The 16295-nt window shown below is 61.0% G+C and carries 14 protein-coding genes and 2 riboswitches; of the genes, 12 read left to right on the plus strand and 2 right to left on the minus strand.

The annotated features are described in order from the left end of the window. Positions 1-55: 55 nt before the first annotated feature. Complete coding sequence (locus tag IYV58_RS13315) at positions 56-988, minus strand: LysR family transcriptional regulator (protein ID WP_087829357.1); 933 nt, start codon at positions 986-988, stop codon at positions 56-58. Positions 989-1087: 99 nt separating this feature from the next. Between IYV58_RS13315 and IYV58_RS13320 the strand changes: the two genes are divergently transcribed. The 3 genes from IYV58_RS13320 (at position 1088) to IYV58_RS13330 (ending at position 2782) form a co-directional block, all read left to right on the plus strand. Then, a complete protein-coding gene (locus IYV58_RS13320) occupies positions 1088-1522 on the plus strand; it encodes a DMT family transporter (protein ID WP_004120541.1) in 435 nt (144 codons plus the stop codon). A gap of 9 nt (positions 1523-1531) precedes the next feature. Further along, positions 1532-1996: a DMT family transporter gene (locus IYV58_RS13325; RefSeq protein WP_087829356.1), complete on the plus strand. Its 465-nt coding sequence runs from the start codon at positions 1532-1534 to the stop codon at positions 1994-1996. Positions 1997-2050: 54 nt separating this feature from the next. Further along, positions 2051-2130: riboswitch (ZMP/ZTP riboswitch) on the plus strand. 19 nt (positions 2131-2149) lie between these two features. Beyond that, positions 2150-2782, plus strand: a complete 633-nt coding sequence (locus tag IYV58_RS13330) for a LysE family translocator (RefSeq protein WP_142471237.1) — start codon at positions 2150-2152, stop codon at positions 2780-2782. Between the two features lie 46 nt (positions 2783-2828). Here the strand turns inward: IYV58_RS13330 and IYV58_RS13335 are convergent, their stop codons facing one another. After that, positions 2829-3521 (minus strand): B3/B4 domain-containing protein, encoded by a 693-nt coding sequence (locus IYV58_RS13335; protein ID WP_142471238.1) that lies wholly within the window; start codon positions 3519-3521, stop codon positions 2829-2831. Between the two features lie 43 nt (positions 3522-3564). On the opposite strand from IYV58_RS13335, the gene IYV58_RS13340 reads away from it, so the two are divergent. The 9 genes from IYV58_RS13340 to mrdA all read left to right on the plus strand — a co-directional run bounded on the left by IYV58_RS13340 (position 3565) and on the right by mrdA (position 16235). Continuing rightward, entirely contained in the window at positions 3565-4167 is a 603-nt protein-coding gene (locus tag IYV58_RS13340) for a helix-turn-helix domain-containing protein (protein WP_004120534.1), read from the plus strand. A 190-nt stretch (positions 4168-4357) separates the two neighbouring features. After that, positions 4358-4456, plus strand: a riboswitch (guanidine-I (ykkC/yxkD leader). A 57-nt stretch (positions 4457-4513) separates the two neighbouring features. Beyond that, positions 4514-5572, plus strand: coding sequence for a putative urea ABC transporter substrate-binding protein (locus tag IYV58_RS13345; RefSeq protein WP_004120532.1), 1059 nt, complete (start codon positions 4514-4516; stop codon positions 5570-5572). Between the two features lie 24 nt (positions 5573-5596). Continuing rightward, positions 5597-6412 (plus strand): ABC transporter permease, encoded by an 816-nt coding sequence (locus tag IYV58_RS13350; protein WP_004120530.1) that lies wholly within the window; start codon positions 5597-5599, stop codon positions 6410-6412. Continuing rightward, complete coding sequence (locus tag IYV58_RS13355) at positions 6409-7185, plus strand: ABC transporter ATP-binding protein (RefSeq protein WP_154901979.1); 777 nt, start codon at positions 6409-6411, stop codon at positions 7183-7185. The genes IYV58_RS13350 and IYV58_RS13355 overlap by 4 nt, the downstream gene beginning before the upstream one ends. Before the next feature lie 4 nt (positions 7186-7189). Beyond that, entirely contained in the window at positions 7190-7918 is a 729-nt protein-coding gene (locus IYV58_RS13360) for an urea amidolyase associated protein UAAP1 (RefSeq protein WP_172879922.1), read from the plus strand. Between the two features lie 10 nt (positions 7919-7928). Further along, complete coding sequence (locus IYV58_RS13365; RefSeq protein WP_004120525.1) at positions 7929-8564, plus strand: urea amidolyase associated protein UAAP2; 636 nt, start codon at positions 7929-7931, stop codon at positions 8562-8564. A 168-nt stretch (positions 8565-8732) separates the two neighbouring features. Next, positions 8733-12338, plus strand: coding sequence for an urea carboxylase (uca, locus tag IYV58_RS13370; RefSeq protein WP_195729676.1), 3606 nt, complete (start codon positions 8733-8735; stop codon positions 12336-12338). Further along, a complete protein-coding gene (gene atzF, locus IYV58_RS13375; RefSeq protein WP_112165097.1) occupies positions 12335-14131 on the plus strand; it encodes an allophanate hydrolase in 1797 nt (598 codons plus the stop codon). The genes uca and atzF overlap by 4 nt, the downstream gene beginning before the upstream one ends. Positions 14132-14315: 184 nt before the next feature. Then, positions 14316-16235: a penicillin-binding protein 2 gene (gene mrdA, locus IYV58_RS13380; RefSeq protein WP_195729677.1), complete on the plus strand. Its 1920-nt coding sequence runs from the start codon at positions 14316-14318 to the stop codon at positions 16233-16235. The last annotated feature ends 60 nt before the right edge of the window (positions 16236-16295 follow it).

Below are 16295 nucleotides of genomic sequence, written 5' to 3' on the forward strand. Positions count from 1 at the left end.
CCGCCAGCGAAGATCCCATTATTTGCGTTATGACAATTTTAGTGCGTAAACAAGCTTAGCGCTGCCAGTATAAAGGTGTACCAAAAACGTCGATAAAATAGTCAATTACCGCCCGTACGTTAAGTGACGGATGCCTGGCGTGAGGGTAAATCGCCGAAACCGGCGAGGGGGTATTGCCGATTGCCGCGGTGTAGCGGGGCATCAGCTGAATTAGCCTTCCTTCTCCTGTCGCTTCATTAACCATCCAGTCGGGAAAGAGCACCACTCCCATGCCCCCCAGCGCAGCGGTCAGCAGCGCATCAGCGTTATTTGAAGTGAGCTGCGGCGTTTGCGGATAGTGCACCCATTCCCCTTGCGCAAGGCGGAACAGCCAGCGGTTGGGCCCGTTTGAGCCGCTGTAGACCAGCGTGCTGTGCTGGCGAAGATCTTCCGGCGTCTCCGGGATGCCGCGGCGTCGCAGATACGCCGGAGCGGCGACCAGATAATGATGCTGCATACCCAGTACTCTGGCGTGAACGCTGGAATCCGGAAGGCTACCGATGCGAAAAATCACGTCGGTCGCATCGCGGTGCGGATCGATGAAATCATCGGTCAGCGCCAGCTCAATCTGCATCTGCGGATAGCGCGCCGTCAGCCCCGGCAGCCAGGGCGCGATATGGCGCTGGCCAAAGTAGACCGGGGCGTTGATGCGCACCAGCCCGCCTGGCTCAAGGTTCCGGTCCTGCAAATCGCGTCGCGCGGCGCTGAACTGTTCGCTGATACCTCTGGCATGAGCGGCAAACAGGCGTCCTGCTTCGGTAGGCACCACGGCCCGGGTATTACGATAAAACAGCTGCTGACCGAGCGCGTCCTCAAGCTGGTGAATGGTGCGCGATACCATTGAGGGAGAAACGCCTTCCCGTCGCGCCACGACGGAAAAGCTCTGGCTGTCGTAAACGGCGATAAACAGCTGCAGCGCCCGAAAGTTCACATTACCCGCATCGCTCATTAATGCAATATCCGCAAAAGTGTTTCCTTGATTGTATCGTTTTTCACATCACTCCGCTGCTTTATGCTCTGCCACCCCATTAATAATCGGATAGCAACGATGCAGTTATTACTTATTTTTCTTGTGATTGCCGGCGGCATGGGATTATCCGTGGAAGCTGGACTACTCGGGCCGCTGGCCGGTCAGGTAGGGGACCTGTGGGCCACCTTCAGTATTTTCAGCGTTGGCAGCGCGCTGACGTTTCTGCTGATGCTGCTGTTTGGCCAGAGACAAAGCCCCTCGTTCTTCTCTTTGCCGGGCTGGCAGCTTACCGGGGGCATCCTGGGCCCCATCTATGTCGTCATCTTAACTATCGCCGTGCCGGTTATCGGTATTGCCATGACGATGATCGGCATTCTTGCCGGCCAGGTCTGCAAAAGCCTGTTGATTGACCATTATGGCCTGTTCGGTTCGCCAAAACGTAAAATCGACGGACGGCGGCTTATCGCACTGCTGTTTATCGTTGTCGCCCTGATTCTGATCGCCGCAAGCTGAGGACTTAAGATGAGTAGCATAATGATTTTGCTGGCGCTGGCCGGCGGCGCGATGTTGAGTATGCAGGCGGCGATTAACGGTCGTTTAGGCAGTCAGGTAGGCGTATTTCGTAGCGCGTTTCTCACTTTCTCCGTAGGCGCCTTGATCACCGCGCTGCTGATTTTCTACTTTGCGCCCCACCAGACGACGACGCTGCTGGATGTGCCGAAATGGCAGCTGCTGGGGGCATTTTGCGGCGTCCCCTATATCGTAATTATGGTGGTGGCGGTGCAGCGTATCGGTACCGCGACGGCCACGGTGGCGGTGATTTTTGGCCAACTGGCCATGAGTCTGCTGATCGATAACTTTGGCTGGCTCGGTAATGATGCCATTACCTTTTCACCGGGGCGGCTTGGGGCGATCGTCTGTTTGGGGTTGGCGCTGTTCTTTATTTATCGCTCCGGCAAGGCGGCAAAAGCCGCAGAGAAGCGATAGACCGCCCACCTTTTCAGGTGAATTGTCGTGCATCGCTAACCGCGGCCATACTGTTCGTCACCATGTGACTGGCGTTTTAGACAGGTCACTGTCGGGGAGCATGGTTGCCGCCGCCGCGCGCCTGGGCATCACTTCACTTTATGGAGATACGCTATGCCTGAGATTTCGTCGCTGCTGACCTTCGCTCTGGTGGCCCTTGGCCTGGTGCTGACCCCGGGGCCGAATATGATCTATCTGATTTCGCGCTCGATTTGCCAGGGAAGAAAGGCCGGACTGGTCTCCCTCGGCGGGGTGGCGCTGGGGTTTGTCTTTTATATGCTGTGCGCCGCGTTCGGTATTACCGCGCTGATCTTCGCCGTGCCCTATGCTTATGACATCTTGCGCATCAGCGGCGTTGTCTATCTGCTTTATCTGGCCTGGCAGGCGGTGAAGCCCGGCGGGCGCTCGGTCTTTACGGTGCGCGACCTGGCTGCGGATAGCGGCCGTAAGCTGTTTATGATGGGCTTTATTACTAACCTGGCGAACCCTAAAATCGCCATCATGTATCTCTCACTGCTGCCGCAGTTTATCTCTCCCGGTCACGGCAGCATCCTTGCGCAATCGCTGGCGCTGGGATTTACCCAGGCGATAATTAGCGTGGCGGTTAACGCGCTGATTGTGGTGATGGCCGGGCAGGTGTCGCTGTTTCTTGCGGGGCGCCCGTTATGGCAGCAGTTTCAGCGCTGGTTGATGGCGACGGTGCTGGCGGGGATGGCGGTGAAAATTGCCTTCGAAGCGCGGAAGTAATCGCTCTGCCCGGTAGTATAGCGCTGCCGGGCGCAGCAGAAGGGGGTTAAGCCCCCGGGCCAATCAGCCGCGAGCGGATCGTCGCCTCCGGCATCATCTCCAGCAGACCGTTGCTCAGCATCTCTCCCGCGTCCTGCAGCGCGCTAAGCGGCATTTCCGGCAGGCTTTCAAGAATAAACCACATCCGCGGACTCTCCACGCTCAGACGCGTACGTACTCCCTGTCTCCAGTTCCAGCGGCGGCAGGTCACGCCGCGATCGTCGCCCCAGACCACCTCTCCCGCGTCGGGGTATTCGTAAACAGTCTGTCCTTCTTTAACGGTATCGAACGGCTCGCTGCCGTCCGCCATCTTGAGCTGCGGCACGCCAACATACGCCGCCAGGTTTTCGCCGCCGACCGGCACGGCGTAGCGCAGGCTCACCGCGTTATAGAGGTCGACGATAGGATCGATCGCGGCCATCTCGCCATCGCGCAGCACCCGTTTACGCAAGGCTTCCGCCGAGCAGGGGGTCCTTTTAGGTTTTGCGCCAAAGGCGCGGAATACTTCGCTCCAGGCCTGCAGGTGCGCCTCCGCCCACTGCGGCTCGTCGGCGAGAACCGCTTTGCAGGCGGAGCGGAGCGCATCTGACCCGACCTGGGGGGCGCGTACGGCGGCGGAAACGACATCAATGCTCAGGGCGCGAAAGCCGGGGGCCAGCGCGGAGACCTGCGGGCTGATTGACGGTAATACGCTATTCATTGGATAATCCTGTAACGACCATTTTAAAGCATAATATCGACCGATGACCAATAAAGTCAATATAACGACCGATGCGGGCGCCGATGCCGCCATGATCAATGAAGCCGTTGCCGCGCGCCTTAAACGCTACCGGGCGGAAAAGAAGATCTCCCTTGATGAGCTGTCGCGACGCGCGGGGGTCAGTAAAGGCATGCTGGTAGACATTGAAGCCTGCCGGGCCAATCCGAGCATCGCGCTGTTATGCCGTCTGGCCTCGGCGCTGGGCGTATCCGTGGCCGATTTTGTCAACGTCGCCGCCGCGCCGCCTGTCAAGGTGATGGCCGCAAGGGATATTCCCACCCTGTGGCAGGGCGAGCGGGGCGGTCATGCGCGGCTGCTTGCCGGTACCAGCGGACCGGATATGGTGGAGCTCTGGCAATGGAGTCTCTATCCCGGTGAGATTTTTACCTCGCCGGGGCACGGCGATGGCACGACAGAGCTGCTTTTTGTGACCGAGGGCGCCTTAACCCTGACGGTCAACGACGCGAGCTATGTGATTGTCGCCGGAGATTCCGCCGTGGCGCGCACCGACGCCCCGCATAGCTACGCTAACGCCGGGGATGCTGTCACGCGCTTCACTATGACGGTCAGCGAAAAAGCGCGTTAGTATTATCCCGACCGCGCTCCTCTCTCACGGCGAGCGCACCAAATTCATGCAATGCCCCATCATCACTCCCCATTATTGGGAATCGCGGCGACGCCTGTCGTCGTATGGCTGATTTTACGCGCTCTGCGCGCCTGGCATAGACCTTGCAAACTCCTCGTCAGAAGGCAGCGCAACAGACAATTGAGATAACACAATAGCTGGCTAGGGTTCCGGTTCACTCAGGTGAACGTCTGGTCCGAGAGCTGGCGACCTCTACGAGGTTACACGGCGGGACAAAAGCCCGGGAGACAGCAGCACCGTTGGGTGTCGCGCTGCCCCCGTTTCCCGTGCTAACCAGAGGTCCACCATGAAGACACCGCCGCTCCTCCGCTCTCTTATCCTGTCGCTGGCGCTGCTGGCCAGCGTCCCATCGTTTGCCGCCGTCAAAAAAGAGTTCAACGTCTGCTGGACTATCTACGCCGGATGGATGCCCTGGGGCACCATCAGCAACGAAAAAATCATCGATAAGTGGGCCAGTAAATACGGCATCAAAATCAATATCGTTCAGCTAAACGACTACATCGAGTCCATCAACCAGTATACCGCGGGCCAGTTTGACGGCTGCACCATGACCAACATGGATGCCCTGACCATTCCGGCGGCGGGGGGCGTTGACACGACGGCGCTGATTACCGGCAGCTACTCCGACGGCAATGACGGCGTGGTGCTGAAAGGGGCGAATAAAAAACTCAGCGATCTGAAAGGCATGGCGGTGTATCTCCCGGAGCTTTCGGTATCGCACTACCTACTGGTTCGCGGCCTGGAAAAAGCCGGACTGCAGGAAAAAGACGTCAAAGTGGTCAATACCTCGGATGCGGATATCGTCTCGGCCTTTGGCACCAGCGGCGTACGCGCGGCGGTGGCCTGGAACCCGCAGCTTTCGGTTATCAAAAAGACGCCGCAAACTACGGAAGTCTTTAGCTCTTCACAGGTCCCCGGCGAGCTGATCGACATGATGGTGGTAAATACTCAGACGCTGAAAGATAACCCGGCGCTGGGCAAAGCCCTGACCGGCGCCTGGTTCGAGATGATGGCCAAAATGCAGGCCGGCGATACCGAGGCGCTAAACGCTATGGCCGCCGACTCCGGCACCGACCTCGCCGGTTACCAGGCGCAGCTAAAAACGACCCATCTGTTCTGGACGCCTGCCGACACCCTGACGTTTATCTCCTCGCCGGAGCTGGCCAAAACCATGCAGCGGGTGGCGCAGTTCTCCTTTGATAAAGGGCTGCTGGGCGAGGGAGCGCAGAGCGCCGACTTTATCGGCATGACCTTTCCCGGCGGCGTCACCGTCGGCGATACCGCGAACAGCAAGCTGCGCTTTGACGACAGCTATCTGAAGCTGGCCGCGGCGGGCAAGCTGTAATGATTGACTCCGGGAGTCCACGCCATGCGCCACATTAACCGCTATCCCCGTCAGGGTATGCGTCTGACGCTGATGCTGTTGCCCTTTGTCCTGCTGGTCGCCGCCTGGTTTATCGGCTCGGCGGTGCGGCTGGAAGCCAATCCGCAGGATAAGCTGCTGCCCGGCCTGTCGCAAATGATCGCGGCCATTGACCGGATGGCGTTCACGCCGGATAAACGCAGCGGTGAGTATCTGCTGTGGGCCGATACGCTGATTAGCCTTGGCCGCCTGCTGATTGGCCTGACACTCTCTTCGCTGATTGGCCTGGGCATCGGCATCGCCGCCGGCGTGTTCCCGATGTACCGCGCGGCGCTGTCGCCGCTGATGACCGTGGTGTCTATGATCCCGCCGCTGGCGATCCTGCCGGTGCTGTTTATCGTCTTTGGCCTGGATGAGCTATCAAAAGTGATGCTTATCGTTATCGGCATTACGCCGATGCTGGCGCGCGACCTTGAGCAGCGGGCGCGGGAAATCCCGGCGGAGCTGTTTATCAAAGCGCAAACCCTCGGCGCCAATAGCTGGACGGTGGTCCTGCGGGTCGTGCTGCCGCAGTTGCTATCGCGGCTGATAACCTCCCTGCGCCTGCTGCTGGGCTCCGCGTGGCTGTTTTTGATCTCCGCTGAAGCCATTTCCGCCACCGCCGGGCTTGGCTATCGCATATTCCTCGTTCGCCGCTATATGGCGATGGACGTGATTATTCCTTACGTCATCTGGATAACGCTGCTGGCGTGGTTGATGGATCTGGCTCTGCGCCAGCTGCATAAAGCCTGTTTCCCGTGGGCGGAAGGAGGTCGGGCATGAGTTTTATCGACATCAAAAATATCTGGCAGGAGTACGGCGATCACGTGGTGCTGGAGCGCATCAATTTGCAGGTGAAAGAGGGCGAGTTCTGTTCGATGGTCGGGGCGTCCGGCTGCGGCAAATCAACCTTTTTACGTCTGCTGCTCGGCCAGGAAAAGCCGACCCGCGGTGAAATTACCCTCGACGGCCAGCCGCTGGCGGCGGAGCCGGATCGCAGCCGCGGCGTGGTGTTTCAGCGTTATTCGGTTTTCCCGCATCTCAACGTGTTGGATAACGTCGCCATAGGTCTTGAACTTCCGGCGTCACCGCTGTTTGGCCGGCTGTTTGCCGGCAGGAAACGCGACGCCCGCGAACAGGCGCGGCGGATGCTGGAGAAAGTCGGGCTGGGGCACGCGCTGGATAAATACCCGGCGCAGCTCTCCGGCGGGATGCAGCAGAGGCTGGCGATTGCCCAGGCGTTCGTGATGCAGCCGCGCGTGCTGCTGCTCGATGAGCCCTTCGGCGCGCTGGATCCCGGGATCCGCAAGGATATGCACGGGCTGCTGCTCCAGCTATGGAGCGAAACCCGGATGACGGTTTTTATGGTCACCCACGACCTCGCGGAAGGCTTCAACCTTGGCACCCGGCTGCTGGTTTTCGACAAAGTGCGCATTGACCCGCAGGCGCCTAACGCCTGGGGGGCGCGCATTACCTACGATATACCGCTCAATGAAGCGCGGATGTCGCAGCTGACGACCGGCAGCGACAATAACGTTTACGCATTAAGGAGATAGTTTGATGACCGCACTTTTTCACTCCTCCCCCAGTCTGCGCGAAGAGCGTCTCCCCGGCGGGGCGCATACCTCGTTGATTTTGCGCCAAGGGCAGATCCTGCGCCTGACCGATATCGACGGCGGGGCTAACGTCAGCATGATGATGCTTAATCCCCACGAGAAGAGCGAGCGCCTGAATTTACCGGATACCCTCAAGGGCCAGCACACCGCGCGCCTGACCGCCGGGCATTGTTTCTACTCAGATATGGGGCGCGTCCTGGCCGGGATTGTTGCCGATAGCTGCGGCTGGCACGACCCGTTCGGCGGGGTGCTCAACGCCGACGAGACGCGTGAAAAATATGGCGCAGGACGCTACCAGGAGCTGCGCAACGGCTTCTATCGCAACGGTGTCGATAACCTGCTGGTCGAGATGGGCAAGTGGGACCTGGGCCTTGAAGACCTGCTGATGGTGGTTAACCTCTTCAGCAAAGTGACTGTCGATGAGGACGGTAGTTTCCGCTTCATCCCGGGCAACAGCCGCGCCGGAGATTACGTTGAGCTGTTTGCGCCGATGGATGTCCTCATGGTGCTGACCGCGCTGCCTCATCCCCAGGATCCTGCCGCGGAGTACGCCCCGCGGCCGATTCAGCTCAGCTGGTATCAGGCCGACGATGTGCAGGCGGCCACAGAAGCGCTCTTTACCCGCGATGAAAACCAGCGCGCGTTCCTCAACACCCAACTTTTTGCCCTGTAAGGAGGCAGCGATGAGCCTTATCACCAGTAACCGTCGTCCTGAAGATGCCGTCTATCGTCATGTGATCCCGGCAGGGGAACCCTGGCTGTTTGAGGTACAAAAAGGGCAAACCCTGCGCCTGCTAGACCTCGAAGGCAACCAGGCCATTGATACTCTGTTCTACAATGCTGATAACCCCCGGGAACGCTACGATCCGCAGCGCACGCTGCGCCGCCAGGGCAATGCCTATCTGACCACCGGCAGCGTGCTCTATTCCAATCTGGGCAATCCGCTGCTGACCATCGTTGCCGACACCTGCGGTCGCCACGATACCCTCGGCGGCGCCTGCGCCCAGGAGAGCAACACCGTGCGCTACGCCCAGGATAAACGCTATATGCACAGCTGCCGGGATAATTTCCTTTGCGCCTGCCTGCACGATGGTCGCCTGCACAAGCGCGATATCGGCGCCAACATCAACTTTTTTATGAACGTCCCGGTAACCCCGGAAGGTGGGCTGACCTTTGAGGACGGCATATCGGCGGCGGGTAAATACGTTGAGCTGCGCGCCGAGTGCAACGCCGTGGTGCTGATTTCCAACTGTCCGCAGTTGAACAATCCCTGCAACGGCTGGAACCCTACGCCCGCCGAGGTGCTGGTATGGAACTGACCCGCTGGCAGCGCTGGCGTCTGCTGGCCTTTCGGCTCTTCGCCGTCCGCGCCGATCGCCTGAACAGTAAGCCGACGCGCAAACCTTAAGCGCCGGTTCACCCCGGGGACGACCTCAGGGGAACATCGAATTTTTGCGGGACGACCCGCGACCCTGTGAGTTCCGCTTATGTTTGATACCTTACTGATTGCCAACCGCGGCGCGATTGCCTGCCGCATTCTGCGCACCCTGCGCGCGATGCAGGTGAAGGGCGTCGCCGTCTATTCCGAAGCCGACCTGAGTAGTCTGCATATCCGCGACGCCGATGAAGCCCTCAGCCTCGGCGACGGTCCGGCGGCGCAAACCTATCTGGCCACGGAGAAAATCATTGCCGCCGCGCAGCAGAGCGGCGCCCAGGCGATCCACCCCGGCTACGGCTTTCTGTCGGAGAACGCGGCCTTCGCCGAAGCCTGCGAGGCGGCGGGGCTGGCCTTTGTCGGCCCAACCCCGCAGCAGCTGCGCGTCTTCGGTCTGAAGCATACCGCCCGCGCCTTAGCCAAAGCCGAGGGCGTGCCGCTGCTGGAGGGCAGCGAACTGCTGGCTGACAGCGACGAAGCCTGCCGGGCGGCGGAGGCGGTGGGCTATCCGGTGATGCTTAAAAGCACCGCCGGCGGCGGCGGGATCGGCATGCGCGTCTGCCGCGACGCCCGTGAGCTGACCGAAGCATTCGCCACGGTGCAGCGGCTGGGGCAAAACAATTTCAGCGACGCCGGCGTATTTCTCGAAAAATATATCGAACGCGCCCGTCATCTGGAGGTACAAATCTTCGGCGACGGGCGGGGGGACGTTATCGCCCTCGGGGTGCGCGACTGCTCGGTACAGCGGCGTAACCAGAAAGTGATTGAAGAGACGCCTGCGCCTAATCTGCCGGAAGGCACCGCGCAGGCGCTATGCGCGGCGGCTATCGCGCTCGGTAAAGCGGTGAACTACCGCAGCGCCGGCACGGTGGAGTTCGTCTATGACAGCACGGCGCGGCAGTTTTATTTCCTCGAAGTGAATACCCGGCTTCAGGTTGAGCACGGCGTCACCGAGCAGGTGTGGGGCGTTGACCTGGTGCGCTGGATGATTGAGCTGGCGGCGGGCGATTTACCCGCGCTGGACGTGCTGGCCGCCGGGTTACGGCCCCAGGGGCATGCTATTCAGGCGCGACTTTACGCCGAAGATCCGGGACGGCAGTTTCAGCCATCTCCCGGACTGCTAACGGAAGCCATCTTTCCACCGGCGGACGGCGCCGCCCTGCGTATCGATCGCTGGGTGGAAGCAGGCTGCGAAGTGCCGCCGTTTTTCGACCCGATGCTGGCAAAAACGATCGCCTGGCGCCCCAGCCGCGATGAGGCTATCGCCGGCCTGGCGCAGGCGCTGGCGGAGACCCGCCTGTACGGCGTCGAAACCAACCGGCTGTACCTGCTGCAAATTCTCGGCTTTGCGCCGTTTACCGAAGGCGAACCCTGGACCCGCTGCCTTGAGCAGCTGTGCTACCGGGCGGCCACCGTCGAGGTGCTGAGCGCCGGGACCCAGACCAGCGTGCAGGACTACCCTGGACGTCTCGGGTACTGGGCGGTGGGCGTACCGCCGTCGGGGCCGATGGACGATCGCGCCCTGCGTCTCGGCAACCGTCTGCTGGGCAATGCCGAGGGTGAAGCCGCGTTGGAAATCACCCTTAACGGACCGACCCTGAAATTTAATACTGACGTTCAGGCGGCGGTGTGCGGCGCGCCGCTGGCGGTGACGCTCGATGGCGTTGATCAGCCGCTGGACCACGTTTTTACCATTCCGGCGGGGGCGACGCTGAAGCTTGGCGCGATAAGCGGCGCAGGGGTCAGAAGCTATCTCTGCCTGAGCGGCGGTATTCAGGTGCCGGACTATTTGGGCAGTAAAAGCACTTTTACCCTCGGTCAGTTTGGCGGCCACGGCGGACGGGCGCTGCGCGGCGGCGACGTGCTGCATCTGGCGCCGCGCGCCGCCGCCAGGGTCGGGGATCAACTGCCCGCCGCGCTCCGCACGGCGCTTGCGCAGGTACGGACGCTGCGGGTGATTTATGGCCCCCACGGCGCGCCGGAGTTTTTTACGCCGGAGTATATCGCGACCTTTTTCGCCACCGACTGGGAGGTCCATTTTAACTCCAGCCGCACCGGCGTGCGCCTGATTGGGCCCAAGCCGCTGTGGGCCCGCGACAGCGGCGGCGAAGCAGGACTGCATCCGTCGAATATTCACGATAATCCTTACGCGGTGGGCGCGGTCGATTTTACCGGCGATATGCCGGTGATCCTCGGGCCGGACGGGCCGAGCCTCGGCGGTTTCGTCTGCCCGGTCACCGTTATTGAAGCCGACCTCTGGCAGTTAGGCCAGCTCAAGGCCGGGGACAAAGTGCGTTTCGTGGCGGTGGATTTACCCACCGCCCGGCGGCTGGCGCAAGGGCGGCGCGCCGAGCTGGCGACCCTAAGTCACCAGGCGATAGCCTGGCAGCCCGCGCCCCTGACGTCGCCTGTCGTCATGACCTGCGGCGAGGCGGATAAACGCCTGGTGGCGCGCCTTTCCGGCGATACCCACCTGCTGCTGGAAGCCGGGGAGCCGGAGCTGGATCTGGTGCTGCGTTTCCGCATTCATGCCCTGATGCAGGCCCTTGAGGCGCAATCCGCAGAAGGCGTGATTGATATCACGCCGGGGATCCGCTCGCTGCAAATCCATTTTCAGCCGGAAACGCTGCCCCTGGAGGCGCTACTGGAGCGGGTGCGCGGCGAATGGTCCACGGTATGCCTGAGCGACGATCTGCAGGTGCCGACGCGCGTGGTGTATCTACCGCTCTCCTGGGACGACCCGGCCTGCCGCAAGGCGATCGATAAATACATGACCACCGTGCGCCAGGACGCGCCATGGTGCCCGAGTAATCTGGAATTTATCCGTCGCATCAACGATCTACCTGACGAGCAGGCGGTATGGAATACGGTATTTGACGCCAGCTATCTGGTGATGGGACTGGGCGACGTCTATCTCGGCGCGCCGGTGGCGACGCCGCTTGACCCACGCCATCGCCTGGTCACCACCAAGTACAACCCGGCGCGCACCTGGACGGCGGAAAACTCGGTCGGCATCGGCGGGGCCTATCTGTGCGTCTACGGCATGGAGGGACCTGGCGGCTATCAGTTCGTTGGCCGAACCCTGCAGATGTGGAATCGCTACCACGAAGTGGCGGATTTTGCTGGCAAACCCTGGCTGCTGCGTTTCTTCGACCAATTGCGTTTCTATCCGGTTTCAGCGGAAGAACTGCTGCAAATTCGCCGCGACTTCCCGCTCGGACGCTACCCGCTGCGCATTGAGAACAGCACGCTGCGGCTGGCGGAATACCAACAGTTTCTTCGCCGCGAAGCGCACAGCATCGACGCGTTTCGCGAGCATCAGCAGCGGGCGTTCAACGCCGAACGCGAGCGCTGGATAGCCAGAGGCCAGGCCCATTTCGACAGCCAGGAAGGCGCCGTGGATGAGGGCGGCGACGCGCCGCTGCGGCAGGGCGAGCAGGGAGTGGAGAGCCCGATTTCCGGCAACTTATGGCAGGTACAAACCGCGCCAGGCAGTCGGGTTCGCGCGGGGGATGTGCTGGTCGTTCTGGAGTCGATGAAGATGGAGATCCCGCTGCTGGCCCCCTGCGATGGCGTTATTCAGCAGGTTCACGTCCAGCCGGGTAGCGCGGTGCGCGCCGGGCAGCGGGTGGCGGTGATTATTGAGGAGAAGGCATGATGCAGCAGACGTTTGATTTACGCCTGGCGACCCTGGCGGCAGATTATCGCAACGGCAAAACCACCCCGCGCCGCCTGCTGGCGGAAGTGCGCCAGCGGGCGCAGGCGCTGAACCCCGAATTCCGCTTATTTATCCATATTCTGAGCGAAGAGGAGCAGGAGCCGTTTCTGGCGGCGCTGGAAGGCCTCTCGCCGACCGAGTTACCGCTATACGGCGTGCCGTTCGCCATCAAAGACAACATCGATTTGGCGGAGATTGTCACCACCGCCGCCTGCCCGGCGTTTGCTTACCGGGCGGAGCAGAGCGCGACGATTGTCGCTCAGCTGATCGCGCTGGGGGCGGTACCGGTCGGTAAAACCAATCTCGATCAGTTTGCCACCGGCCTGAATGGTACCCGCTCGCCGTACGGCGCCTGCCGCAACGGCTATCTTGCCGATTACCCCTCCGGGGGCTCCAGCGCCGGCTCCGCGCTGGCAGTGGCGCTGGGCGTCGCCAGCTTCTCGCTGGGAACGGACACCGCCGGTAGCGGCCGCGTCCCGGCGGGGCTGAATAATCTGGTTGGCCTGAAGGCCACGAAAGGGCTGATCTCCACCGCTGGGGTCGTGCCCGCCTGCCGTACGTTAGACTGTGTGACTTTTTTCAGCGCCACCGCCGACGAGGCCAGCCAGCTGCTGGCGCTGGTCGCGCAGTACGATACATTGGATGCCTGGAGCCGCCATAATCCGCAGTGGAACAGCCGTCAGGCGTTCGGCAGGCCGGCAGCCGGTTTTCGTTTTGGCGTTCCGCGCGAGCTGAACTTCCTCGGCTGCAGCGCAAGCGAACGACTGTTTACCCAGGCCCGGCAACGGCTGACGGCGCTGGGCGGGGTGGCGGTTGAGATCGAATTCGCGCCGTTTCTGGCGGCAGCCCGGCTGCTGTATGACGGACCGTGGGTCGCTGAACGTTACGCGGTCGTCGGCCCGCTGATGGCGCGGCAGCCGGAGGCGGTGCTGCCGGTTATTCGCGATGTGCTGGCGAAAGCGCCGGACACCGACGCCACGGCGACCTTTAAGGCGATCTATCAGCTACAGCAGTACAAAGCCCGGTGCGACGCGATCCTCGAGACCCTCGATTGCGTGCTGACGCCAACCTATCCACGTCCGGTGACGCTCGACGAACTGCAAGCGGAACCGATCGCGCGTAACGCCGATCTCGGGTATTACACCAACTTTATGAATCTGCTGGACTACGCGGCGGTGAGCGTGCCCTGCGGATTTATGCCGGACGGATTGCCCTCCGGCGTTACCCTGTTTGGCCGGGCATTTACCGACCAGTATTTGCTCAGCCTGGCCGATGCGTTTCAGCGAGCGGAGCGGCTGCCGCTGGTCGGCGGGACGCTGCTGGAACCCCCGGAGCCCGAGCGCGCCGCCGGCCATGACCGAATGGCGCTGGTTGTTTGCGGCGCGCATCTTGCCGGCCTGCCGCTAAACGATCAGCTGTTGGCGCGGGGCGGCCGGCTGCTGCAGGAAACCCGCAGCGCAGCGCACTATCGGTTGTACGCCCTCGCGGACGGTAAGCGCCCGGCAATGGTTCGCGATAAGTGCGGCGGGGCGGCGATTGCGGTCGAAGTGTGGGAGCTACCCAGCGCGGAGGTCGGTTCGCTACTGGCGGCCATTCCCGCGCCGCTGGGCTTAGGTAAAGTTGAACTTGCCGACGGACGCCGGTTAACGGGCTTTATTTGCGAAGCCGATGGATTAGGCGAAGCTACGGAGATTACCGCTTACGGCGGCTGGCGCGCCTGGCTGGCACGCTAGGACATCATCACCTCCGTCGAGTTTTCGAGGGAGGTATTTTTTGTGACAGTGTCACGCCTCTAACATGCTGAAACATTTCTGCCAAATCATTAGCAACCTTTCGGTAGGGCTCCCGCTGCGATAACGCTATTCTTCCCCGCTTTTCCTTTTTCAGGCCCTTTGTAACCCAGGTATATGACCGCTAATGTCCCTAATGAGAGATGAAATTCGCGACCATTCAGCGGAAGAGATGCTATTTATCCGCCGAGCCGTCATCGCGTTTCTACTGGTGGTGGTCTGCTTTGCCATCCTGATCCTTAATCTTTACCGTTTGCAGGTCGATCAGCACGATTTTTATCAGACGCGTTCAAACCAGAACGATATTAAAATGCTGCCCATCGCGCCGAGCCGGGGACTGATTTTCGACCGTAACGGTATCCCGCTGGTACAAAATATTACCCTCTACCGTTTGCAGGTGATCCCGAGCAAAATCGCCGATATGACGGCGCTGCTGCAGCAGCTAACACCGATCGTCGATTTAACCCCGCAGGATATCGCCGATTTTCGCGACGATATGCACCACAACAGCCGCTACAAAGAGGTGACCTTAAAATCGGACCTGAGCGATGTTGAAGTGGCGCGTTTTGCAGTCAATGAATTTCATTTCCCCGGCGTCACGGTGGAGAGCTATCAGCAGCGCGCGTATCCCTACGGGGCCGAACTGGCGCACGTGGTTGGCTACGTATCGAAAATCAACGATAGCGATCTGCAAAAGCTGGCCAAAGCGGGGGAAGAGGAGAACTACGCCGCCGACCACAATATCGGCAAGCAGGGCATTGAAGGCTACTACGAGAAAGCGCTGCACGGCACCACCGGATACCAGGAGGTCGAGGTGGATAACCACGGGCGGGTCGTGCGCCTGCTGAAAGAGGTGCCGCCGGTGGCCGGGAAGAATATCTACCTGACGCTGGATCTGCACCTGCAGCAGTATATCGAATCGGTGCTGAAGGGGCAGCGCGCGGCGGTGGTGGTCGTCGATCCGCGCGATGGCGGCGTGCTGGCCATGGTGTCCAGTCCCAGCTACGATCCCAATCCCTTTGTCAGGGGCATCGGCTATCAGGCCTACCGTTCGCTGCTCGATAACCCGGACCGGCCGCTGATTAACCGGGTCACCCAGGGGCTCTATCCGCCCGCGTCGACGGTGAAGCCCTACATGGCGCTGTCGGCGCTATCGGCGGGCGTGATCACGCCAACCACTTCCTTCTTCGGCGCGCCGACCTGGACGCTGCCGGGGACCCAGCGCCGCTACCGCGACTGGCTGAAGAGCGGCCACGGCATGCTTAACGTCACCAAAGCGATAGAAGAATCGGCGGATACCTTCTTCTATCAGGTGGCGTTTGAGATGGGTATCGACCGTATTCACGAGTGGCTCAGCAAGTTTGGCTACGGTCAGTCAACCGGCATCGATCTAAACGAAGAGTATGCCGGGGTGCTGCCGAGCCGGGAGTGGAAACAGCGGGTGCATAAAAAACCGTGGTATCAGGGGGATACCATTTCCGTCGGCATCGGCCAGGGCTACTGGATTGCCACGCCGATCCAGATGGTTAAGGCGCTGACGACCCTGATTAACAACGGCAAAGTGCAAAATCCGCATCTGCTTTACTCCATGAAGCAGGGGAATAAGGTCGAGCGCTATCAGCCGCCGCAGGATCTGCCGCAGGTTGGCGATCCGCGTTCGCCCTACTGGGGCGTGGTGCGTAACGGCATGTACGGCATGGCGAACCTGCCAAACGGCACCGGCTATAAGCTGTTCCATAACGCGCCGTACCAAATCGCCGCCAAGTCCGGGACGTCCCAGGTGTTCAGCCTGAAGGAGAACCAGACCTATAACGCGAAAATGATCCCGGTGCGCCTGCGCGACCATATTTTCTACACCCTGTTTGCGCCGTATCAGCATCCGAAGGTGGCGATGGCGCTGATTCTGGAGAACGGCGGCGGCGATGGCGTGGTAGCGGGACCGACGGCGCGCGCCATCCTCGACCATATCTTCGACCCGGCCAACGCGCCGGCGGTACAGGGCGCGACGTCGACGGTACCGCAGGTGGAGAGCGCCGACGCGCAGTAGCGGTTATTCGCGGAGAGCATAAGCGTTGGCGGATTGGTTATTTGCCGCCGCCGGCGCTTT

This window comes from Klebsiella sp. BDA134-6 (assembly GCF_015601345.1).
In the GTDB taxonomy this organism is placed as follows: domain Bacteria; phylum Pseudomonadota; class Gammaproteobacteria; order Enterobacterales; family Enterobacteriaceae; genus Klebsiella; species Klebsiella grimontii.

Bases quoted from the DNA above. Each gene is read 5' to 3' on its own strand.
- mrdA (WP_195729677.1), top strand. From the start codon at position 14,316: ATGTCCCTAATGAGAGATGAAATTCGCGACCATTCAGCGGAAGAGATG.
- IYV58_RS13330 (WP_142471237.1), top strand. From the start codon at position 2,150: ATGCCTGAGATTTCGTCGCTGCTGACCTTCGCTCTGGTGGCCCTTGGC.
- IYV58_RS13340 (WP_004120534.1), top strand. From the start codon at position 3,565: ATGACCAATAAAGTCAATATAACGACCGATGCGGGCGCCGATGCCGCC.
- IYV58_RS13355 (WP_154901979.1), top strand. From the start codon at position 6,409: ATGAGTTTTATCGACATCAAAAATATCTGGCAGGAGTACGGCGATCAC.
- IYV58_RS13350 (WP_004120530.1), top strand. From the start codon at position 5,597: ATGCGCCACATTAACCGCTATCCCCGTCAGGGTATGCGTCTGACGCTG.
- IYV58_RS13325 (WP_087829356.1), top strand. From the start codon at position 1,532: ATGAGTAGCATAATGATTTTGCTGGCGCTGGCCGGCGGCGCGATGTTG.
- IYV58_RS13360 (WP_172879922.1), top strand. From the start codon at position 7,190: ATGACCGCACTTTTTCACTCCTCCCCCAGTCTGCGCGAAGAGCGTCTC.
- IYV58_RS13315 (WP_087829357.1), bottom strand. From the start codon at position 988: ATGAGCGATGCGGGTAATGTGAACTTTCGGGCGCTGCAGCTGTTTATC.
- atzF (WP_112165097.1), top strand. From the start codon at position 12,335: ATGATGCAGCAGACGTTTGATTTACGCCTGGCGACCCTGGCGGCAGAT.
- uca (WP_195729676.1), top strand. From the start codon at position 8,733: ATGTTTGATACCTTACTGATTGCCAACCGCGGCGCGATTGCCTGCCGC.
- IYV58_RS13320 (WP_004120541.1), top strand. From the start codon at position 1,088: ATGCAGTTATTACTTATTTTTCTTGTGATTGCCGGCGGCATGGGATTA.
- IYV58_RS13335 (WP_142471238.1), bottom strand. From the start codon at position 3,521: ATGAATAGCGTATTACCGTCAATCAGCCCGCAGGTCTCCGCGCTGGCC.
- IYV58_RS13365 (WP_004120525.1), top strand. From the start codon at position 7,929: ATGAGCCTTATCACCAGTAACCGTCGTCCTGAAGATGCCGTCTATCGT.
- IYV58_RS13345 (WP_004120532.1), top strand. From the start codon at position 4,514: ATGAAGACACCGCCGCTCCTCCGCTCTCTTATCCTGTCGCTGGCGCTG.